This is a genomic window from Cyanobacteria bacterium FACHB-DQ100, assembly GCA_014695195.1.
Classification (GTDB): domain Bacteria; phylum Cyanobacteriota; class Cyanobacteriia; order Leptolyngbyales; family Leptolyngbyaceae; genus Leptolyngbya.
The window spans coordinates 96,454-117,407 of sequence record JACJNW010000028.1; the positions used below are offsets into that span (position 1 = coordinate 96,454).

Genomic DNA, 20,954 nt, shown 5'->3' on the forward strand with positions numbered 1-20,954 from the left:
GAGTGTCTAATACTAACGATATTGCTTAAATCGCAGGTTAAACCATTGAGGGCAGACAGAATTCATTGTGGCTGATGAGCGCCCCTCTTGCTGAAAAAATTTGCCGAGTGCGATCGGGGTCTTCTTCGTTCCGGATCAGTGCTAGGCTGTGAGTCGAAGCGTTTGGAGATTGAACCATGCCAAGAGCAGTTTGGAACGGCGTTGTTTTAGCCGAGAGCGATCGCACCGAAACAGTCGAGGGGAACCAATACTTTCCACCCGACTCAATTCATTCTGAATATTTTCAAGACAGCAGCACCCATACCACTTGCGGTTGGAAGGGCGTTGCCAGCTATTACAGCATCGTCGTCAACGGGCAAACAAACAAAGATGCGGCGTGGTACTATCCCACCCCCAAAGATGCCGCGAAGAACATCGCAGGCTACATTGCTTTCTGGAAAGGAGTCAAAGTCGAAGCCTAGCTACCAAATCTTCGCCATCTGAAGCACAAAGCCCGGTAATTCTGGTTCAGCACTGACCGAATCCGGGCTTTGTACGATCTGATGCATCGTATTCGGACGATAGACATGAACAGTGCGCGGAGTGCGATCGATCAAAAATCCCAATCTCGCACCATTGTCGATGTACTCCTGCATCTTGAGTTGAAGGTCGCTCAAACTATCACTAGCTGAGCGCAACCCAATCACAAAATCCGGGCAAATCGGGGCAAACGAAGCTTTTTGCTGATCGCTCAGCGCATTCCAACGATCGAGCCGAATCCAGGAGGCATCAGGAGAGCGTGTTGCACCGTTGGGCAGAGTAAAGCCTGAACTAGAATCAAACCCGATTCCAGTACCCTCTTGCTCTGCCCAGACTCCCAGCTGTACCGCAAGGTTAAAGTTGCGGTTTCCAGTATCAGAAAAAGTTGGGGGCATAATGATCACTTCTCCGGCTGCAGTCCGTTCAATCCGTAGCTCAGAATTCGCCATGCAGAACTCGTAGAACTGTTCAGTCGTCATCTGAGCTAGGGCGGGAAAGTGAACGGCTAAAGGAGTGTGTTCTGAGTGAACCAGCAGTGTTGTCATTGTGAGCCTTGCAGTAGAACAGGGAATGCAATTAGCCTGCGATTTTGAAGCGGCTGGGGTTTTCTCCAACTTTCTCGTAGGTTCCTTTTCTCATGCCATGCGCCATCATCAATGCAATCCGCTTCCGCGCTTCGGGCATGTTCACGCTGGGCAATGAACCGTAGAGAACTTCGATCATCTCATCAGTCGTGTAGGTATCGCTGGGTGAACCGCTCATCACTTTGTAAACCGCTTCTGCTGGAGTCATTCCTTTGAAGTCGCGCTTCATGGTGGCATCAAACGGAACAGGCGGTTTAACATTGCGCTTCTGCTTGGGTGCATCTTCGCTCTTTTTGCCGCGTGTTTTCTTTTCAGGTGCAACGGTCGTTTCTTCCGTTGCTTTTGCTTTGCCGCGTCCTTTGCGCTTCGGTTTTGCCTCTGCTACTTCTGCGATCGCGGGCACTTCGATTTCGATTTTCTTACCATTGGTCGAAGGGGCAATTTCTCCACCCAACAAACCATTGAGGTACTCCAAGGTTTTATCAATCTCAGAGGTTGCTGATGCAACTGCTTCTTTGATGATCGCTTCGCGGTCATTGGTGAGACGATCGCGTTCTTGTTCTAAGTTCTGTCTGACTGATTGATCTAAAATTGCGTAGGGCATTGTTGTGAACCTCACTGTAAATGTTTCTGATTGTAGTGCTTCTTTGATCAATCAGAACAATAAATTTGCAATTTTCTGTGTTTATTTTGCCTTTTTTTAGTTCAAGCGACGATTGTTGATCAACTATCAGATCCTACAATGCTTACTATCTCAGTCTTTCAGCCATTTTGATAGTTGATCGTAGTATTGAAAAATTTGCCTGTAAGTCCAGCGGCAAGGGTTTCAGGGAAATCGGGTACTGCGGTTTGACTGTCCGAAATTTTACGAGTACCCGGATGAGTTGACTACTTAGATTCCCAATCGAAGTTGATCAGCTTTAGATGTTCCGGATGGGCTAACAGTTCTTTTGCCAGTAGATATCCTGCGATCGTCCAGGTTTGATACCTCCGCGCTTCTTTGCCGATCAATCGAGCATCGGGGCCGTCATAGTATTCGGGGAAGTGATCTTCTAATAAGCGACGTTCTGCAACGGCGATCGCATGATGTGCGAGTTCTCCGCGATCCATCTTTTTCGCGGCTGCGGTTAACATCCAGAGCAATACGGGCCAGCTTCCGCCATTGTGATAAGACCAAGGACGATTCTTCGGGTCGGCTCCGGTAACAATCCGCCATTCCACATCTTCGAGTGCAGGATAACAAAGCTTCATCGGCATCTGTCCGACCAAATCACTCCAGCGAAGTTCGATCAGATTGAGAATTTTGTGGGATTGTCGTTCGGTGGCGAGTGCAGAGACGATCGACATTAAGTTCCCTAGCGCGAAGAAGCGGACATCAAGCTGAGAAGGCCCTAAGTTGCCTGCCATGTATCCGCCTGCTTCAGGGAGCCATTTGGCAAGGCGATAGAACGGAATTGAATCTGAATAGATATTGAACTGATTCAGCGCCTCTTCGCCGTATTCTTCGACCCGATAGCGGTAAATTACGTTTAAGCGGTCTGGATCGAGCCAATAATGCTCTCTGAGTTGTCGTCTGAGGGGAATGAGGCGGCTGTGAATGCCCTGAATCATTTTCTGATTGTCCTCATTTTCAACGAGCAGTTCCAGACTAGAGCGCAGGGCAGCATAAAACAGCGATTGAATGTCGAGCGGATGCCCATACATTCCCATGCGACGATCGATCATGCTGGCCCCATCCGGCACAAGCACCATTGGATACATATCAAACCGAGTCACCAAACAAAGTTCGAGAATAAAGCGGATGCCTTCTTGAACATCGGGTCGATGAGCAAAATCGGTTTCTCCGGTGGCAATCACATAAGCACGCAGCAGAATGATCCACCACAGTCCTGAATCGGCGGGAGCCACGCGACCGATCGCATGATCACCAAAATCAGCTTTGAGATACTCCCCGCCTTCGTAGGGAATGACTTTGAAGCTTGCAGGCATCAAGCCGCGGCTGGGTTTAGAAGAGTCGAATTGCGTGGTTTTGGGTTGGAGCCTTAAGGTTTCTTCAAGAAAGTGTTGAACAATCTCAGTTCTGCCACGCATCAGAAACAGGAGTGCAGAGGAGATAAAGTCTCTGACAAAACATTGATCGTAGTTTAAGGCGATCAGATCTGTGTCACAGGCTGCGATCGTGCCAATCTCTCGACCTTGATAATACAGAACGGATTTTTCTAACAGTTCCCAGGCTTTCTCTTCGATGCTCAACGTTCTGACCTCGAAATCAACAAAGGTCTATCCTAGAGCAATTCTTCTAGCATGGTATGGGAGTTTACGATCGATTTATCTGTGTGAACTGGTGCTATTGGCTCAATGTTTTGATTTTCTCGATCGCTAAGTCAACGTCTGGTAAAGCCTGCCCTCGTCGCTGGACGGTTTCAATTCAATATTGTTGCCCTAGCTCTTTTCGACTCGGCAACGTCCTTCGTTTGCGCAATCTAATCGTTTCTGCCGCTCAGCCACGATCGCCCTTAAGTCCGGTCTTCCCGTCAGCATCAGTCGCCAATCTGCCCAAATCTCATACAGCTTATCCGCAATCCAACCGAAGATTGGGATTCTTGTAATCGCATAGACCCATCCCATGCCGAGAACTTCGTAAACGCGCCGAAACACCTCGACATTTTTGATCGTGCTGCCATCGGGCAATACGGCATGAATCCGACCCATTGCCGTTTCATAATCAATCTCGCCGTTCTCGTCTGGTGAATAGTTCTCGTCGGCAATGTCAACAAACGCGACTAAACCACGATCATTGTCCCGCTTTTTCAAAAAATTCACTTCGCGCATACAAAGCGGACATTCACTATCGTAGAGCAGCTTAATTTTCCAGGCTGGGGTAGCAGACATTGCAGGTTCAATCCAATTTTCTTTAATTTAACAGTTTGTAACGCTTGCGGTGGACTATAGGTGATTCACTTTGGTTTTAAGCTGTTTGAGATTTACTGTTTGAGATTATTTATTGTTTGAGATTATTTATATTGGGGCGCGAACTTGCGATGCGAGTATCAGAGGTAACGACATGACTGAATCTCGTTTTCCAAAAACGGCGGTGCTGGCATTGCTAGCGATCGCAATTCTCTGGGGCTACAGTTGGACGCAGATGAAGCTAGGAGTGCAATATTCCTCGGCGTTTACATTTGCAGCACTGCGAAATGTGGGGGGCGGCTTAGCACTTCTGATTGCCCTGATCGCAACCAAGCAACCGATCCTGCCGAAAGCTGTCCCAATGACTTTCTTGTTAGGGTTGCTACAAACCGCAGGATTTAGTGGCTTTGCAGCTTGGGCATTGGTCAGTGGGGGAGCCGGGAAAACCTCGATTCTGGTTTACACAATGCCGTTTTGGACATTGTTGTTGGCATGGTACTTCTTGGGTGAGCGGATTCGAGGAGTGCAATGGATCGCGATCGCAGTTGCCTTCTCTGGATTGTTGTTGATTCTTGATCCGTTTCGGCTGCAAGGTTCGTTGATCAGTGGATTGTTTGCCGTGTTAGCGGGATTAAGTTGGGCGGGCGGCTCGATCGTGGCAAAGAAAATCGATGCAAAGTCAGTCAATCTATTGTCGCTGACAACTTGGCAAACGCTGTTTGGAACTATACCCCTGATTGCGATCGCGCTCTTTTCGTCGGCTCCGCCAATTCAGTGGAATTCGACCTTTATGAGTGCTTTGGCTTATAGTGTCTTGCCCGGAAACGCGATTCCGATGCTGTTATGGATGTATGTACTGAGACAGCTTCCCGCCGGACTATCGGGGTTAGGAATGCTGATGACTCCGGTGTTAGGAGTGACGTTTGCAGCATTGCAGCTTAGAGAAATTCCGCAATTTCATGAATTGATTGGAATGGGCTGTGTGGTGAGTGCATTGATTCTGACTTCGATCGTAAACCGCAAGTAGCTATCGCCAGTTCGATCGATTCCAGTCGTACACGCCTTGAATTTCATATTCCTGCCCGTTGTCAAAGCGAATTGTGCAGCGCGTTTGTTGTGAGCTGTCTGATTCACTCAGTCCGATGACTATGCAGGTGTACCATTCTTGATCATCGGCTTGCACCCATTCCCATAGAGCATTGGAAACTTCAATGCGATCGCCAATGTTCAGTCGGGTTTCTTGATCGCGGTAGGCTGCTAAATCTTCAGCCGTCACAGAATTGAGCCAGGATAATCCATATTGATCTCGAATAAACTGCATGGCTCCAGAATTACGATTTTGCAGCCAATCGTTTAGAAGCGATGTTTTCCAATCGGACTGTTGGGCAAACTGTAGAACGGCTTGTCGTTGTTCCTCAGTCAGTTGTGTGAGCGGATTCGATCGCGTTTCTTGCTGCAAAGTCGATCGCAAGATTTCTTTTTGGTCTGCATCTAGCGGATGTCCGAGGCGTTCACACTGCTCGAACGCTTTTTGCAGTAAGCTATCGAAGTCGAATTCGCTCATAGTTCAATCTGTAAGGCGAGTTGATACAGTTGACGACGAGGTAAAGCGGTTTGCTGAGACAACTGGCGACTCGCTTGCGATCGAGAAACTCCTTGCTTCAATAATGACAACAACTCTGCTTTTAAGACTTCTTCTGTGAGGGGAACTTCGGTTGGCTCTGCTCCAGAAACAATCAGCGTAAATTCGCCCTTTGGCTCATGCTTGGTGTAATGGTCGATCGCGGCTTTCACTGTCCCGCGCCAGAACTCTTCGTGTAGTTTGGTGAGTTCACGCGCCAAGACAATCAAGCGATCGTCTCCTAAAACTGTTGCAATGTCAGCGAGTGTTTTTTGCACTCGATGAGGCGCTTCGTAGAAAATTAAGGTGCGATCGTCGGTGATTAACCGTTCGAGATGTTCACGCCGCTCTGTTTCTTTAGCAGGGAGAAAGCCCTCAAACACAAACCGATCGCACTTTAACCCTGAAGCACTCAAAGCTGTCATCGCTGCCGTTGCGCCGGGGATTGGAACAACTGAAATTCCTACTTCTGCACATGCTTTCACCAGTTCATACCCTGGGTCAGAAATTCCGGGCATTCCTGCATCTGTCACAAGCGCGATCGATGTCCCTTGCTGAAGACGATCGACCAGTTCGATAGTTCTAGAATGGCGATTGTGATCGTGATAGCTAACTTGCGGGGTTTTGATTTGAAAGTGCTGCAAGAGTTTTCCGGTGTGGCGCGTGTCTTCTGCGGCGATTAGGTCTACCGTTTGCAGAATTCGCACTGCCCGAAACGTCATGTCTTCTAAGTTGCCCAGTGGTGTGCCCACAATATATAGAGTTGCTGTCATGAAGTGAATTATGGCAAAACATGGACTGTTTGTGGGCTTAGTGACGCTGGATTTAATTTATCTTGCAGATGCACCCCCGATCGCAAATCAAAAAATCGTGGCACAAGACACGACGATCGCGGCTGGAGGCCCTGCCACCAATGCTGCGATCGCTTTTCAACAGTTGGGCAATTCCGCCACATTAATGGGTGCGATCGGCTCACATCCCATCTGTCATTTGATTCAATCTGATTTACAATCCTGCGGTGTTCAGATTGTGGATCTCGCTCCAGCTAGAACTGAATCGCCGCCTGTCTCTTCGGTCGTCGTAACAAAGTCCACGGGAGATCGTTCAGTCGTTTCGATCAACGCGGTACGATCACAGATTGATCCAGACCGCATTTCACCAGATATTCTCGACAATATTGATGTTGTATTGATTGATGGACATCAAATGGCGATCGGGGCAAAGCTTGCGAAAATGGCAGACGATCGCAGCATTCCAGTTGTAATTGATGCAGGCAGTTGGAAGCCTGGATTTGAAACCGTTTTACCTTGGGTGGATTATGCAATTTGTTCTGCGAACTTTCACCCCCCGACCGATCAAACAGTATTTGAATATCTGCGATCGTTTGGAATCCCACACATGGCAATCACACACGGAAAGAATGCCATTGAACTACCAAATCATAAAATCAATGTCCCCCAAGTTCCTGTGGTTGACACGCTGGGTGCAGGAGATATCTTTCACGGTGCGTTTTGCCACTATATATTAATGTGTGATTTTCACACTGCACTGTCTAAAGCCGCCCAAATTGCTGCTTATGCCTGTCAATTCTTCGGTACTCGCGAATGGAGAAAATACCAGACCTATAATAATGAAGCCGATTGAGCGGGTAAGAGCGATGAATTTTGAAGAAATTTGTACCATTGCACGAAGAGTTGGCTGGGGAGCCGCGAACATTCTGATAGAACAATCGCGTAGCTTTGAGGTAGAAAAATCTGGCGATAGTCCTGTCACTTCGGCGGACATTGCTGCCAACACCTACATCCTAGAGAAACTACAATCGGTTTTCGACCCACAAACCTTCGCCTACCTCAGCGAAGAAACTTATCAGTCTCAGCCTGCCGAAGTGCGCTTAAATCGTCCTTGGGTATGGATTATTGATCCACTTGATGGCACAAAAGACTTTATCAATCGCACCGGCGAATATGCAATGCACATTGCTCTCGCCTATCAAGGTCGTCCCGTTGTTGCGATCGTTGCTTGTCCTGCATTCGGCAAGCTCTATTCTGCCACCTTAGAGGGCGGAACCTGGGTCGAAACTGCAAACGGCGATCGCACTCGCATCCAAGTTTCAAATAAATCAGACTTTACCGATTTAACCGTCGTTGCCAGTCGCAGCCATCGCGACGTGCGGTTCAATCAATTAATGGAACAATTCCCCGTCAAACAACAGCGTCAAATTGGTAGCGTCGGCTGTAAGATTGCGGCGATCGTCGAACAGCAGGCGGATCTTTATCTTTCCTTGTCGGGTAAGTCTGCCGCGAAGGATTGGGATTTCGCGGCCCCCGAACTCATTCTCACCGAGGCAGGCGGACAATTTACCTATTTTGATCAATCTCCCGTGCAGTACAATCGCGCCGATGTGAATCAATGGGGCGGAATTCTTGCGAGTAACGGAAAAATACACGCTCAGCTTTGTGACACCGCGATCGCACTACTTGGAGAGATTGATAAGCGATAACTATCTATTAAGTTTCATCACTTTTCCTGATTTAAGCTTGAATGCAGAGGTGTGAGTGAAAGTCAGGTTCGATCAGGTTGTATAGTATTAACGTACTAACCACTCAAAAATAATCCGGCTCATAGAGCAAAGAAGGAACTCTCACCCTTCAGTTTGCCTCTACGAAAGGAGCTTGTTTTCGCTTGCATTTCCTCAACCCTACAACGTATCCCGATGAAACTAAATCGTACAGGGCGGCTATCTCGTAGCCTAGTTTTGTTTGTGTTCAGCCTTGGTGTGTTCGTCATGCTAGGGTGGTCTCGTCCCTCGATCGCCGTTCAAACGGGCGAACTATTCGCAAGCAACCCCTCGACCCAGATTAACGTCCGCACCAGTCCGTCTACTACTGCTCCACTAGCAGGCATTGCTTTTCCGGGCGATCAGGTTCAAATTCTCAGCACAACCCAAAGCCGAGACGGGTTTACCTGGTATCAGATGCAGTCTAACCGTTCTGGAATCGTCGGCTGGGTACGGGGCGATTTAGTGAGGCCCTTTGGTGCAGTAGCCCGACGAACGGTAGCCCCCTCGATCGCAGCCGCTCAACCCGTTGTAGCTCCTCAACCTCAAGTCTTCACGCCCGCAAAAACAGCAGCCGTAGAAAAGAATCCGTTCATTCCCGTTCCGCAAGTCTCCAACTGTGCTCCCGTCTATCCAGTCCGGCCTCCTGTCGTGAATCAAGGCTTTGGACGAGTCAGCGATCCCTTCAACGCTAGACAGAGCCATTTTCATACAGGCATAGACTTCGATGGCAAGATTGGCACTCCAATTAACAGTCCAGTCTGTGGAACCGTGTCTTACGTCGGACGGGAACAAGACGGAAATAGTTACGAATGGGGCTATGGTTGGCACGTCAAAATCCGCGACAGCGAAGGGAAGATTCATCTCTTCGCTCACATCAGTAAAGCCTATGTCAAGGTAGGACAGACTGTTACATCGGGTCAGTTAATCGCAGCGATCGGCAACAATGGAAATTCCACAGGGCCGCATCTGCATTACGAAATTCGCCAAGGGGCAGATACTTATCAAAGCGCGATTAACCCCATGCCATTTCTCGCGCTTGTCCGGCAGGCGGACGGTTCACAAGCTGGACTCATCCTGCCGACTGAATACCGGTAGCCGCTTCAGTTCTAGCTCTATTTGCGCGATTTAAAGAGAAAGGTTCAGGCAGCATTCTCTCCTGAACCTTTCTCTTTTAAGCGATCGGATTTGAATTATCGAAGCCAGCTTGAAGACACCCAACCACCGCTCGAAAGTTGAGAATACCCACCACTGACTCGACCCGATAGCCGTACAACCGAACCATTTGGGAGGCTGCCAATTACGCTGCCCGAAGGACTCGATCGAATCAACAAGCTACCGCCATTCGTCGAAACGGTTGCTGAGGAGACACCAGGACCACCCGTGTTCGGACTGGTGGTATAAGCAGAAGAGAACCAGCCACCATCGGGTAACTGATACCAGCCGCCGGACTGCCGGATGACACGCACGGTTTCACCAGGATACAAAGGTCTGCCGTTCAAGCCGTATCCCACTCCAGGGCCGTTACGAACATTCACCGTAGTCGTTGCTCTCACCGTTTGGTTGATTGGAGTTCCAATTGGGCCAGGACCACCCGTGTTCGGACTGGTGGTATAAGCAGAAGAGAACCAGCCACCATCGGGTAACTGATACCAACCGCCAGACTGCCGGATGACGCGCACGGTTTCACCGGGATACAACGGTCTGCCATTCAAGCCGTATCCCACTCCAGGGCCGTTACGAACATTCACCGTAGTCGTTGCTCTCACCGTTTGGTTGGTCGGAGTTCCAATTGGGCCAGGGCCCCCTATGTTGGAGCTGGTGGTGTAAGCGGAAGAGAACCAGCCCCCATCGGGTAGCTGATACCAACCATTCGATGAAGCAACCACGCGCACGGTTTCGCCTGGATACAACGGTCTGCCGTTTAAACCGTATTGCGATCCAGGGCCGTTACGAACGTTGAGTGCAGAAATGCTATTGCTCACTCTGACGTATTGTGCCGCTTGAGCCGATGGGACGTGAGTAACAAGCACCGAAGTTGCTAACATAAACCCAGCAAAGCCGACCCAGGCAGAACTAGGGATGTTTAAGCACCACTTTTTGAGTGATCGTCCTAAGCGCACTAGCTTTGAGGTTTTGCCAGTCGTTATAGTTCCAGCGTAAATAGATTCTTCCATGGTTCTCCTGATGATCTGAAACAAAGTAGTTTTATTTTTGACCCGGAGCCAAGTTTAAGCAGTTATATTGCTGGGTCGTTTAGGTCTTACCCAGTTACAGGCAGACCCACTACCAAACCGAATAATTCGACTCTGTGCCATTGCAATCTTACTAGCGGTTTTTAGTCGAATTGGTGGTTTGTTACATTTTTCTACGTTTGTGAATAAATGTACATCAAGTTCAGAATAAACTTAAATTTTCACCCAGAGAAATCGAACAAATCGCTTGTTTACCAGGGCGAAAAACGGCGATTGCGATCGTCCTGAACTGTTAAGAAAATAGGAGTAATCACCGCGTCCTAATCGATCCGAGCCGCAACCACAGCATAGAATGGATCGCCGCCTGACAGCCCAAACATTTGAAATATTGCCGGGGTTTGTGACTGTTTTATAATCACTTCGGGTTGCGAAAATCCGGGGACAGCTTTGAAGTATTGTTTCACCAAGTTAACGCGATCGCTCTCACTCGCGTCGCGCCAGGCTGCGATCGCTTTTTGGTAGAACATGCGATTCGAGAAGCTAATAATTGCGATTCCGCCCGGTTTTAGAATTCGATGAATCTCGGTGAAGATCGCTTCGGGATACTGGATGTATTGCACCGAAACTGTATTCAAAACTGCATCAAACGACTGATCCGGCAAAGGTAACTTCGGGTCTAAGTTCAAGTTCCGCACAAAGTAATGATTGAGTCGCGGATTGCGGGCGAGTTCTTCTGCATTGAGTCCATGGCCTTCGACATGCTCAAACTGCACATCGTCCGGAAGATGCGACACCCAGCTACTCATCATGTCAAAGATGCGGGCGTTTGGCTTTAAGCGATCGCGATACAGATCCGTCAACTGCTGAATAAACCCTTCATCAACGTGCGTAACGAAGCGAGGAGACTCATAAAACAGAGCATCGTTAGAAGGATCTAATTTTTCGCGCTGATTCGGATTAAGCAACATGATCGCAGCACTATGACATCAATGAAGTTATGTTAACAAATAATTTTGCTTCATTCTCTGCCTTAAGAACTACAGCAGCTCGCACTAAGCAGGAACCTTAATGATACAAGCGATTAATTTTAGAGAAATACTATGCCCGATCGCTCAAAAAGCGCCTCAGAGATTTTTCACATTTCTTCAGGCTGTGTATTTCTTAGCAAAGCCGTAAACGCTCCTGCCCCCAAACGATCTTGGGGAAAGATACGATAACAGAATTGATCAGATAAGTGCGATCGGTACTCCCTTAACTGCGGAACTTCGGTAGATTCAAACTGCGGAAGCTTGTCTAAAAGCCAATCAATCATCTGCTCATTTGCATCCGAGAACAATTGACGACTGAGCTTAATCAGTAAATTAGAAGGCTTTCCCATTGTGCTGTTGAATTCGCTCTGCCCAGACCTGGCTCTGCTCCAGGGTCAACACAATTTTCTTATAAAACTCGTTCTCTAGCTCCAAAACTAAATACTGACCAGAACGAGTCGTATACCAGAACTCCTTACCGCGATCAGTGTAATAAGTTCCTGCTTTGATAATCCCCGGAAAGAACGTACCCGGAAGCCTCACATCTGTCCAACTACTCGGTGGCTCCTCAGTCGTCACTTTTGTAATATGGCTCAATGGAATGTACAAATCGGCATTGTAGTAAAACGCCCAGAATCGCTCTGCCCAATCTAAGTCAATCTTTAACTGATCATTGGAGATAGATAGCTGCATAGTTCTAACCCAGGTTATGAAACTGATTCATGAAAGTTTGATCGATCGCATCTTTCATCCGCCACAACAATCGCGATCGCACTCCAAATTTGCCATACGATGCAATTGCCGATCGATCCCCTGTTCCAATTAGGCTAAGATAATTGCTCTGCGGATGATAGGCTCTCAGAGGTTGATGGTTCAGCGCAGCAGATAGATTCTGAAACAATGGCTTTCCTTGCCTCACTGCAAACACCCCTGCTTTTGGACGCTCATAATGAATCATGGTGGCAATATCACCCGCCGCAAACACTTGAGGATGCGACACCGACTGCAAAGCATCATTCACTAAAATAAATCCTTGTTCATCTACCTTGAGTCCAGATTGCCGAAGCCAATCCGGTGCAGAGGCTTGCGTCACCCAAACGATCGCATCTGCATCAAATCCCTCAACTGCTTCAATCACTGCGCCTAAATGCAACTGACTGCCTCGCTGAATCAGCAACTGTTTTAACTGGCGACGCACCCAAGCGTTATGTTTTGGCATAATCTCACGATCGCGCTGAAATAGATGAATCGTGGTGTTTGGCAAACGATGCTGCATATTTAACGCAAGCTCAACACCGCCTGTTCCGCCCCCGACGATCGCTAACTGTTTAGGATTCTTCTGGGCAAACTCATCCCACCACTTGAGAAACTTCGAGATCGGTTTCGCCCCAATTCCTTGCGCTCCTGAAGGAATGTTTGGGGTACTGCCAATATCAATCGACACCCAATCAAACTCAATCCGATGGTGCTGACACATAACTTGATTGCGCTCTAAACCAACTGCTCGATCGACAATCAATCGAGCACTAGCAAACTCACAGAGCGATCTGAGATTAATATGACATTCTTGATATGAATAAAACCCTGCCACATGACCCGGCAGCATTCCCGAATACGGCGTATCTTCTGCTTCAGAAATTAAGGTAATTTGCACCCCAACGATCGGATTCAGCCCAAACTGACGCAATGCGATCGCGTGACTGTGTCCTCCTCCGACTAAGACTAACTTTTTCATGTTAATTCGTGCACTTTCTTCAGTTTAACAGTGGCTTCGCCTAGCCGCAGGCACCGACAACTGTAAGAACACCGACGTAGAGATACGATCAATGCAAAAAATCCGTCAAAACCCGCAGCTAGAACTGCCCAGAAAAGCGTGCGTTCCGAAAAACTCTGTCTATTCTGAAACCATGTCGCTACCTGGAAAGTCTGTATGAGAAACCGTCACTGGATCACCGCTGGAATTGGACTCTTGCTGTTATCAAGCTGCCAGCCAAACCGCTCTAAACAAGCAACCATACAACCTTCTCCGCAGACATTTGCCGAACCGATCGTGCCGCCGCAGCCCAAAGCTTTACCCACACTCAAAGTCCCCGGCATGATCCCAACTTCAGAAACCAAAACTCCGTTGATGCCAGTCGCAGTTTCTAGCACTCGCGATCCGTTCGCCGCAGCTACTATCCCGACGAATCTCAAAGCCACACTTCAACCCGCCGCTCCCCAATCTGCAACCCCCTCAAATCGCAATCAACCTGTTGCTCCGATCCCGCAACCGTCGATCGCCTATCGTCCGATCCCCCAACCCGCCCCTCTAAGTGCTCAGCCGCTCCCCGCTCTGCCGATCGCGGGGACTTCAAACATCGCGCCACCCGCACCCCCGGTATCGCGAACAAACCTAGCAGACGCGATCTCACTCACAGGTGTCATTCAAACTGGGAGCCAGTTAAGCGCGATCGTGCAAGACACAGACGGCAATTCCCGCTATGTTCAAGTCGGTGAAAGCCTGGCAAATGGGCAAGTCACGGTTAAACGAATCAATCTCAACTCAGCCGGAAATCCATCGATCGTGCTGGTGCAAAACGGCGTAGAACTCACAAAACTGGTCGGTCAAGCTGAAAGCTGATCGAACCAAAAACCTGGTAGTGCGGATGTCTTGCCCGACATCGAACAACCCCTAAACCTCGCAATGGGGGTCTCCGACCCTCGCCTTATTCGCAGAATTGCTACATTGAAAGCATCTAGAGTTAGGTGCTAACTCTACACTGAGAATGCCACATTCAAGAGATCAGATATGAAGCTTTCCAGAAAGACGCTCGAACAAAAGCTCGATCACGTTTACGATGTCATCATTGTCGGTGGAGGTGCAGGTGGACTCTCCGCAGCCATCTATCTCCAACGCTATCGGCTCTCTTGCCTCGTCATCGAAAAAGGTCGCGGTCGATCGTTCTGGATGCAAGAGCTGCAAAACTATCTTGGTCTTCCTGCGGGAACTCCCGGACGAATGCTGCTGCAACAGGGTCAAAATCACTTTCTCTCGCTCGGTGGCGACTACCTCATGGGCTATGTCGAAGCAGTCCAAGACGAGGGAGACACCTTCGCGGTTAAAGCCAAAGTCGGCAAACAAGATAGTAGCTATCCCGTGTTCCGATCGAAATACGTCATCGCTGCCAGCGGCATCATTGATCATCTGCCCAAACTCGAAGATATGCAGAACGTTTTTGACTATGCAGGGCATAATCTGCACGTTTGCATGATCTGCGACGGTTGGGAAATGGCAGATACGAAATGCGGCTTATTTGCAGGGACAGAAGGCGCAATCAATACCGCTTTCGTGCTCAACTGGTTCACGCCCTACATTACCGTATTCACTCAGGGCTTATTTGAGGTCAGCGATGAGATGCGCGAGAAGCTCAGATCGCACGGTTATCCATTAATCGAAACACCCCTGAAGCGATTTATCGGACACGACCACGAAATGACCGGAGTTGAACTGGTAGATGGCAGCACGATCGAGCTTCAGACCGGACTCGTGGCAATGGGTTCGCATTATTACAATGCCTACTTACAGGGCTTGGATCTTAAGTGGAAAGGCGGCAATTTGGTCACAGACGAGATGTGCCGTACCTCACATCCTAGAATTTTTGCGATCGGAGACTTAAAAGAGGGGTTAAATCAAGTATCAATTGCGGTTGCAGATGGTACATTGGCGGCAACTGCAATCTGGCGAGACATTCGCCGCTCGTCTCCTCCGCGATTATGGGAGGAAAACCTCAACTTGATTACCCCAAAGGGAGTACCTGTCTCGTGATTCAAATCGATGCTTCTCACGCCCAACAGATCCACGCAGAAAATCTTCGCCTCCAAGAAGAGCTGCAAATGCGCGATCAGCTCGTGCAGCAGTTGTCTCAAGAACTGTTTCGCTTAGTCAAAGGCAACGCGACCGCACCTGCTCCGGAAGATGACGACAAGAGCGATCGCCATCTTGCAGAAGTCCAATCGCTGCGGGATGAGCTTCAAACCGTAGAACAGCAAGTAACGTTTTACCAAGAGCAGATTACAGAGCGCGATCGCGAGATTTACGAACTGCGGCAGACTACCCAGGAATTAACGGAGCGCTCTAAAATGCTGGAGCAAGTCGTACAAGAGCTACCCAAAGTTTACCGCCAGAAGTTTGCCGAGCGAATGCAGCCTGTGCGGGAAAAAGTGGCAATGATTCAGCGCGAAAATCGCCAACTTCACGCCGAATTGCAGAGCGTCAACTACCGTCTTGCCGTGAAAAATCGCCGCAACGGACACCTAGATTTGCCTTCTTTTCCACGGGAAGAGGGTGAGATTTCGCTGCCCAGTTTTGGGAATGCTTAGAGTAGATTTCTAACGCAATTCATTCATAAAGCCCCCACAGATTCAAGGCTGTGAGGGCTTTTTGCTTTTTTAGCAATCGCGGCTCAAGCAGCTTGCAGCACTGCTTGAGGTTGAACGATCGATCTCAAAATTGCCTCATCATTCTCGTAGATCGCAAACACGCGATCGAGCTGCGTGATCTCAAAAATCAATCGAGTTGCGGGACGTAATCCACAAAACACCAATGTTGCGTCCGATTGTGCGGCTGTTTTCCACCCGGCTACTAAGGTCACTAATCCCGCACTGTCGATAAATTCAATACTCGATAGATCAACGACCCATAGTTTGTAGCGGCGACACACTAGCGTTGTCCATTGTTGCTGCAACGCTTCACCGCCTGCCGTATCTAGCTGACCTTGAGGTCGTAGCACAATCACTTCATGCTGCTCAATTAACGTCATCCCACTCTCCTCACACACTTCGTCCGATCGCATCTCAAATCACCTATCTCAGACTTTGACACTTAAAGCTCAGATAAAGTACCGTTGATTCGACGATGATCGCAATCAGGGTTCCTCATTGGCTCAGTAGTTGTACTTACTCTAAGCAATTCAACTATAGAAATTTTATTTCCGGATACCATCAGCGATTGCGCGACTTTCACTGAAACTTTATGTTGGCAGACACTGACCCTTCAGTTTGGTAAAGATTATCTGATCCGTATGGGAAATTACGGATGCTCCTTCGGTTCAGTCCAAGCATTCTAGTAATCTCATGCGGTTTCTCGTTGACACTTGGAGCGAAACCACGTCAAGATCAAGGCAGGGATTAAGCTTTGTAAAGGTTATTAAAATGTCACTAGAGCTGATTTCGCCGGAAGCGATCGAGCAACTTGCTCAACAGTATGGATATTGGGCGATTTTTCTTGGGATTTTGCTAGAGAATTTGGGGCTGCCCATTCCCGGGGAAACGGTGACGCTTGCAGGCGGTTTTCTGGCAGGTAGCGACCAGTTGAATTACTGGTGGGTGGTTGGCGATGCGGCGCTAGGGGCGACGATCGGTGGCAATCTCGGTTACTGGATTGGTCGGTATGGCGGCTGGGCACTGCTGCTGAATCTTGGCAAGCTGTTTCGGATTAAAGAAGCGCAAATCGAAGAACTGCGGCGGCAGTTTGGCGAGAATGCGGGTAAGGCAGTGTTTTTCGGTCGGTTTATTGCACTGCTGCGAATCTTTGCCAGTCCGTTGGCAGGAATCGCCGGAATGCCGTATTGGAGGTTTACGCTGTATAACACTGTGGGCGCGTTAACTTGGGCAACGGTGATGGTATCGTTGGCATACTTTGCGGGTCAGATTGTGCCATTGGAGAAGTTGTTTACGCTGGCTTCTCAGTTTGGTGTCGTTGCGTTTCTACTGGTGGCAGCTTGGATTGTAGTGCCGTTCTGGTTGGAGTCGCGTAAGTCGAAGCAGTTAGTTGCAGAGAGCGCGAAGGGAAATGCGATCGTGATCAATGAGGCGATGGGTCAGCAGGACAAGGAACCTAATCTGAATAAAGATTAATCAAGAAGTGAACGATCCACTTCGCGCGGTCGTCTGTTTGTGAATCATAAGCCGACGATCGCGCAATTCTATTTGCTCTCTTTTGTACTTGCTTCACTTTCTCCCGGTCTGCCCGTTCTTCTCATTCTCATATCGTTGGGTGAAACATCCCAACAGTAAGAGTTCGGAAATTCGCATCAAATTTTTCTGAGTGGGAGAAGCAAGTTTGTTAGCCTAGAGATACATGAAATCGGGCATTCTGCATTGAGTAGGATGTCCATAAACCTAGACGCTATTTTTTACGAGGGGATGAGCGAGTGGCTGCAACCAACTTCAAAGATTACTACCAAATTTTAGGGGTGAGCAAAACCGCAAGCGCTGATGACATTAAGAAAGCGTTTCGCAAACTCGCACGTCAATATCACCCCGACGTGAATCCGGGCGATAAAGCCGCAGAAGCCAAATTCAAAGAAGTCAACGAGGCGAACGAGGTTCTCTCTGATCTCGACAAGCGTAAGAAATATGACCAGTTCGGACAATACTGGCGACAAGCGGATCAAGCGGGTGCGCCTCGATCGTCCTCCGGTTCTCGATCGCCCTTTAATAATACGGCTGGATTTGATGATGTCGAGTTTGGGCGCTACGACAACTTTGAGGAATTTATCAACGATTTATTGGGTCGATCTCCTTACGGTGGACGCGATCCCTTTCGCAATGCCACTTACCGCGCTCCGGGTGGATTCACGACCGACGATCGCGCCACCGCTGGGGAAAATCTCGACATTGAAGCCGCAATCAAGCTCACTTTTTCAGAGGCGTTCAACGGCACAGAGAAGCGACTGAGCGTGAATAATGAGGAGATCAATGTCCGCATTCCCGCAGGCGCAAAGGCTGGGAGTCGCGTGAGAGTGCGCGGTAAAGGACGCTATAGTCGGTTCTATACAAGCCAGCGCGGGGATTTGTATCTGACGGTTGAGTTGTTGCCGCATTCGTTCTTCCAGTTTGATGGGGATGGCAACTTAATTTGTGAAGTGCCGATCGCGCCAGATGAGGCGGTTTTAGGGACACAAATTGATGTGCCCACGCCGGACGGAATGGTGAAAGTGAATGTGCCAGCCGGAGTGCGATCGGGGCAGTCGCTGCGCTTACGCGGCAAAGGCTGGAAGAATCAGAGGGGCGAACGTAGCGATCAAATGGTGAAGATCACGATCGCACCGCCGAAGGAACTGAGCGCGATCGAGCGGGAGGCATACGAGAAGATCCGCGACAATCGCAGCTATGATCCGCGCAGTGCGATCAAGTCTGTGGCGCTTTAGAGCGAATCGATCGCGTTTAACAGCGTTGTAATGCTGGCGTTGTGATCGAGGAACGAAAAGAGATGCTTGTATCTCAGGATGCCTTGGCGATCGAGCAAAAATTGGGCGGGTAGGGGTGCGCCGAGGGCTTGACCTGTGCGATAGTCGCGAAAGGTTTTACAGCTTGAATCGCTCAGTAACGGGAATTTTAGCCCTAAATCTTCAACGACTTTTTTGCTTTGCTGTTCGTCGGTGCTGGTAATCATTAAGAGTTCAACTTGTCGATCGACAAACTCCTGATACTGCTCGTTCAAAGCCTTGATATGCGGATAGCAAAACGGGCAATACTGCTTTTCGGTAAAAATTCGTGTGAACGCTAAAATCACAGGACGATCGTTGCGGTAATCGGAGAGTTTAACGCGGCGATCGTTTTTGACATCTCGCAAATTAAACTCTGGTGTGGCTTGTCCCAGCGTTAAGGAATTCGTCGCTGGAATCGGCATGAAATTTTGAAAAAATCGCTGATTAATTAAGCCGCTAAAGTCGGTAGAGGTCAACATAAAGTGAATTTAAGTGAATTTCAGCAAAACGCACTTCTTATTATGAAGCGATCTCGCCTAGAGTTTCAGCGCAAAACTGTCTCGAATATGAAAATCGGCTTCGGTACCGCAGTGCTCGATCGCCCAATACGTAACCTTGTGATTCAGTTGCTCGATCACAGCCGTTACGCTGATTTCAAGGGGCTGGGTCAGTTTGATGACCTCTAGATCAAGCTCGATCGTAAGTGTTGTATGGTGCGATCGGGTTTCGACTTCAAAGGGCAGCGATGAAAATGCCGTGTCTTCCTGCATCCCGGAACGATAATCATCAAAGCGGTACACATTCCAATCACCGCTGGGAGAAAGATTGAATTCCCAATAGGTGCGATCGTTTTGCGCTCCGATAAAGAACTCAAAACAAGTCGCTTCCCATAGATTATGTTTGCGATTAGGAAGCGTTTTAGCAGGGATGAGAACCTGAGATTGATAATCGATTAGGTCATATTGAAGAATCAAGCGATTATCACTTCGATCAACGCTACCTGAAAGACTCAGAATCGCTGGATCAAATGCTGCATCAAATGGATAGAGGATGAAGTTTTGAACGCTCATCGGAAGTCTGAGATAATACTGCGGATCAAGGATTCTTGAGATTCAATACTGTGAGTAAGCTGGAATTGCACCAATGCTCGGATCAGATTGTGTTCTGGATAAGTTGTTTTGAAGTAAACATCTCCAGCCAAGTAATCGGTAAAAAATCTCAAACCTAACTCGAACGCAATGAGACGAATTGCATCAAACAAGTAGGAGTAATCGGCATCTGTTAGAAATGCCTTTGCTACCGTGAGATAGCCGCGTAAAATTCCTTGGCATAACTCTGGCTCAAATCGAACTGATTCCCACTGCCGGGTTTCTTCTCCGATCGCGTTACATCCTGATCTCAAACAGTCCCCAATATCGTAATGAATTAATCCGGGTTTCACCGTATCTAGATCGATCACACTCACTGCTTTTCCGGTTGTAGTATCCATCAAAATATTATTGATTTTCGCATCACCATGCATTAACCGGAGTGCTAACTTTCCTGAGTGTTTTGCATTCTCCAAAATGTGCGCCCAATTCTGCCGATCGCGAATAAATTCTAAGCAGTAATTCACTTCTGACGATCGCTGTATTGTTGTTTCCGCAAGAATTCGATCGAACTGCTGCAAATAAAGTGGTGTGATGTGAAAGCCCTCAAGCGTATCGGTTAGATCTGTGGCGGATAAATCACTAATTAAGCTGTGAAACATTCCCAAAGCGTAGCCGACTTCTTCAGCGTGAGCGAGATTTTGAATCGTGTCGTACGATCGAGAGTTTTCAATAAAGCTGATCGCTCTCCAAAATGCTCCACTTTCATCAACATAGTGATCTCGACGATCGCAAGTAAAAATTACCTGTGGCGTTTCCCATCTACGATCGAGTTCTAGTTCTGATAGACGTTTCTGAATATGTTGTGTGCAAAGACACATATTTCGCATTACAGATTCAGGTTGATGAAAAACCTGAGTATTAATTCGCTGTAATACAAACTTTGATTTATCTAGTGTTACTAAAAATGTGTCATTGATATTGCCACTACCGAATGACTGAATATTTTTAATCGTATCTTTTATAAACTGAGCTGCAATTTTGCCTAAGTTATTTTTTGATTCCGCTTGCTGCTGATTCATGGTGCGATCGAATCTGGTGCAAGTTATTATGCAATATTTTGTCGGCTCAGCGTGAATATGACGATTTAGTGAGTTCCTTGCTAATGAGAAATCCGCGATATCACTGATTTGTACTCCCTG

Annotated in this window: 26 protein-coding genes; 11 read left to right on the top strand and 15 right to left on the bottom strand. The window is 48.2% G+C overall.

Translation table 11 applies throughout. The features are described 5' to 3' along the window. Window positions 1-176 precede the first annotated feature (176 nt). The gene (locus H6F51_11660; protein MBD1823133.1) at window positions 177-461 is read left to right on the top strand and encodes a DUF427 domain-containing protein; all 285 of its coding nucleotides are present in this window, start codon (window positions 177-179) and stop codon (window positions 459-461) included. On the opposite strand, the gene H6F51_11665 is transcribed toward H6F51_11660, so the two are convergent. The 3 genes from H6F51_11665 to H6F51_11675 form a co-directional block, all read right to left on the bottom strand. Beyond that, a complete protein-coding gene (locus tag H6F51_11665; GenBank protein MBD1823134.1) occupies window positions 462-1,064 on the bottom strand; it encodes a Uma2 family endonuclease in 603 nt (200 codons plus the stop codon). 31 nt (window positions 1,065-1,095) lie between these two features. Beyond that, the gene (locus H6F51_11670; protein MBD1823135.1) at window positions 1,096-1,707 is read right to left on the bottom strand and encodes a hypothetical protein; all 612 of its coding nucleotides are present in this window, start codon (window positions 1,705-1,707) and stop codon (window positions 1,096-1,098) included. 284 nt (window positions 1,708-1,991) lie between these two features. Then, entirely contained in the window at window positions 1,992-3,356 is a 1,365-nt protein-coding gene (locus H6F51_11675) for a glycoside hydrolase 100 family protein (protein ID MBD1823136.1), read from the bottom strand. Between H6F51_11675 and H6F51_11680 the strand changes: the two genes are divergently transcribed. Continuing rightward, a complete protein-coding gene (locus tag H6F51_11680; GenBank protein ID MBD1823137.1) occupies window positions 3,349-3,486 on the top strand; it encodes a hypothetical protein in 138 nt (45 codons plus the stop codon). The two genes, H6F51_11675 and H6F51_11680, sit on opposite strands and share 8 nt — an antisense overlap. 59 nt (window positions 3,487-3,545) lie before the next feature. Here the strand turns inward: H6F51_11680 and H6F51_11685 are convergent, their stop codons facing one another. Next, a complete protein-coding gene (locus H6F51_11685; protein ID MBD1823138.1) occupies window positions 3,546-3,995 on the bottom strand; it encodes a DUF393 domain-containing protein in 450 nt (149 codons plus the stop codon). A 172-nt stretch (window positions 3,996-4,167) separates the two neighbouring features. On the opposite strand from H6F51_11685, the gene H6F51_11690 reads away from it, so the two are divergent. Beyond that, window positions 4,168-5,040 (top strand): DMT family transporter, encoded by an 873-nt coding sequence (locus H6F51_11690; protein MBD1823139.1) that lies wholly within the window; start codon window positions 4,168-4,170, stop codon window positions 5,038-5,040. Here H6F51_11690 and H6F51_11695 read toward each other — a convergent pair whose 3' ends face one another. Both H6F51_11695 and rsmI read right to left on the bottom strand, forming a co-directional pair. Beyond that, window positions 5,041-5,577: a hypothetical protein gene (locus tag H6F51_11695; GenBank protein ID MBD1823140.1), complete on the bottom strand. Its 537-nt coding sequence runs from the start codon at window positions 5,575-5,577 to the stop codon at window positions 5,041-5,043. It lies immediately after the preceding gene. Further along, on the bottom strand, window positions 5,574-6,407 hold the full coding sequence (gene rsmI, locus H6F51_11700; protein ID MBD1823141.1) for a 16S rRNA (cytidine(1402)-2'-O)-methyltransferase: 834 nt from the start codon (window positions 6,405-6,407) through the stop codon (window positions 5,574-5,576). The genes H6F51_11695 and rsmI overlap by 4 nt, the downstream gene beginning before the upstream one ends. Window positions 6,408-6,417: 10 nt before the next feature. Here rsmI and H6F51_11705 point away from each other — a divergent pair, with 10 nt between their 5' ends. The 3 genes from H6F51_11705 to H6F51_11715 all read left to right on the top strand — a co-directional run bounded on the left by H6F51_11705 (window position 6,418) and on the right by H6F51_11715 (window position 9,289). Then, a complete protein-coding gene (locus tag H6F51_11705; protein MBD1823142.1) occupies window positions 6,418-7,278 on the top strand; it encodes a sugar kinase in 861 nt (286 codons plus the stop codon). Beyond that, the gene (locus tag H6F51_11710) at window positions 7,265-8,134 is read left to right on the top strand and encodes a 3'(2'),5'-bisphosphate nucleotidase CysQ (protein MBD1823143.1); all 870 of its coding nucleotides are present in this window, start codon (window positions 7,265-7,267) and stop codon (window positions 8,132-8,134) included. The genes H6F51_11705 and H6F51_11710 overlap by 14 nt, the downstream gene beginning before the upstream one ends. A gap of 213 nt (window positions 8,135-8,347) precedes the next feature. Further along, window positions 8,348-9,289 carry a peptidoglycan DD-metalloendopeptidase family protein gene (locus H6F51_11715; GenBank protein MBD1823144.1) on the top strand — a complete coding sequence of 314 codons (942 nt, stop codon included), beginning with the start codon at window positions 8,348-8,350 and terminating at the stop codon, window positions 9,287-9,289. Between the two features lie 95 nt (window positions 9,290-9,384). On the opposite strand, the gene H6F51_11720 is transcribed toward H6F51_11715, so the two are convergent. The 5 genes from H6F51_11720 to H6F51_11740 form a co-directional block, all read right to left on the bottom strand. Beyond that, a complete protein-coding gene (locus H6F51_11720) occupies window positions 9,385-10,368 on the bottom strand; it encodes a hypothetical protein (GenBank protein MBD1823145.1) in 984 nt (327 codons plus the stop codon). Window positions 10,369-10,706: 338 nt separating this feature from the next. Continuing rightward, window positions 10,707-11,354, bottom strand: coding sequence for a class I SAM-dependent methyltransferase (locus H6F51_11725; GenBank protein MBD1823146.1), 648 nt, complete (start codon window positions 11,352-11,354; stop codon window positions 10,707-10,709). Between the two features lie 167 nt (window positions 11,355-11,521). Then, on the bottom strand, window positions 11,522-11,764 hold the full coding sequence (locus tag H6F51_11730) for a hypothetical protein (GenBank protein MBD1823147.1): 243 nt from the start codon (window positions 11,762-11,764) through the stop codon (window positions 11,522-11,524). Beyond that, window positions 11,748-12,107, bottom strand: coding sequence for a hypothetical protein (locus H6F51_11735; GenBank protein MBD1823148.1), 360 nt, complete (start codon window positions 12,105-12,107; stop codon window positions 11,748-11,750). The genes H6F51_11730 and H6F51_11735 overlap by 17 nt, the downstream gene beginning before the upstream one ends. A 4-nt stretch (window positions 12,108-12,111) precedes the next feature. Continuing rightward, window positions 12,112-13,149 carry an FAD-dependent oxidoreductase gene (locus H6F51_11740; GenBank protein MBD1823149.1) on the bottom strand — a complete coding sequence of 346 codons (1,038 nt, stop codon included), beginning with the start codon at window positions 13,147-13,149 and terminating at the stop codon, window positions 12,112-12,114. Window positions 13,150-13,344: 195 nt separating this feature from the next. Here H6F51_11740 and H6F51_11745 point away from each other — a divergent pair, with 195 nt between their 5' ends. The 3 genes from H6F51_11745 to H6F51_11755 all read left to right on the top strand — a co-directional run bounded on the left by H6F51_11745 (window position 13,345) and on the right by H6F51_11755 (window position 15,773). Next, entirely contained in the window at window positions 13,345-14,034 is a 690-nt protein-coding gene (locus H6F51_11745) for a hypothetical protein (GenBank protein MBD1823150.1), read from the top strand. Window positions 14,035-14,202: 168 nt separating this feature from the next. Continuing rightward, window positions 14,203-15,219 carry an NAD(P)/FAD-dependent oxidoreductase gene (locus H6F51_11750; GenBank protein ID MBD1823151.1) on the top strand — a complete coding sequence of 339 codons (1,017 nt, stop codon included), beginning with the start codon at window positions 14,203-14,205 and terminating at the stop codon, window positions 15,217-15,219. After that, complete coding sequence (locus H6F51_11755) at window positions 15,219-15,773, top strand: hypothetical protein (protein ID MBD1823152.1); 555 nt, start codon at window positions 15,219-15,221, stop codon at window positions 15,771-15,773. The genes H6F51_11750 and H6F51_11755 overlap by 1 nt, the downstream gene beginning before the upstream one ends. Window positions 15,774-15,856: 83 nt before the next feature. Here H6F51_11755 and H6F51_11760 read toward each other — a convergent pair whose 3' ends face one another. Further along, window positions 15,857-16,213, bottom strand: a complete 357-nt coding sequence (locus H6F51_11760; GenBank protein MBD1823153.1) for an STAS domain-containing protein — start codon at window positions 16,211-16,213, stop codon at window positions 15,857-15,859. Window positions 16,214-16,604: 391 nt separating this feature from the next. Between H6F51_11760 and H6F51_11765 the strand changes: the two genes are divergently transcribed. Continuing rightward, complete coding sequence (locus tag H6F51_11765; protein ID MBD1823154.1) at window positions 16,605-17,309, top strand: DedA family protein; 705 nt, start codon at window positions 16,605-16,607, stop codon at window positions 17,307-17,309. Window positions 17,310-17,605: 296 nt separating this feature from the next. After that, window positions 17,606-18,604 (top strand): DnaJ domain-containing protein, encoded by a 999-nt coding sequence (locus tag H6F51_11770; GenBank protein MBD1823155.1) that lies wholly within the window; start codon window positions 17,606-17,608, stop codon window positions 18,602-18,604. On the opposite strand, the gene H6F51_11775 is transcribed toward H6F51_11770, so the two are convergent. Genes H6F51_11775 through H6F51_11785 form a run of 3 tightly spaced genes read right to left on the bottom strand, consistent with a single transcriptional unit; the run spans window position 18,601 to window position 20,834 of the window. Next, on the bottom strand, window positions 18,601-19,143 hold the full coding sequence (locus tag H6F51_11775; protein MBD1823156.1) for a redoxin domain-containing protein: 543 nt from the start codon (window positions 19,141-19,143) through the stop codon (window positions 18,601-18,603). The genes H6F51_11770 and H6F51_11775 overlap by 4 nt on opposite strands. A 57-nt stretch (window positions 19,144-19,200) precedes the next feature. After that, window positions 19,201-19,734, bottom strand: coding sequence for a DOMON-like domain-containing protein (locus H6F51_11780; GenBank protein MBD1823157.1), 534 nt, complete (start codon window positions 19,732-19,734; stop codon window positions 19,201-19,203). Then, window positions 19,731-20,834 carry an aminoglycoside phosphotransferase family protein gene (locus H6F51_11785; protein ID MBD1823158.1) on the bottom strand — a complete coding sequence of 368 codons (1,104 nt, stop codon included), beginning with the start codon at window positions 20,832-20,834 and terminating at the stop codon, window positions 19,731-19,733. Before H6F51_11785 ends, H6F51_11780 begins: the two co-directional genes overlap by 4 nt. Window positions 20,835-20,954: the final 120 nt, after the last annotated feature.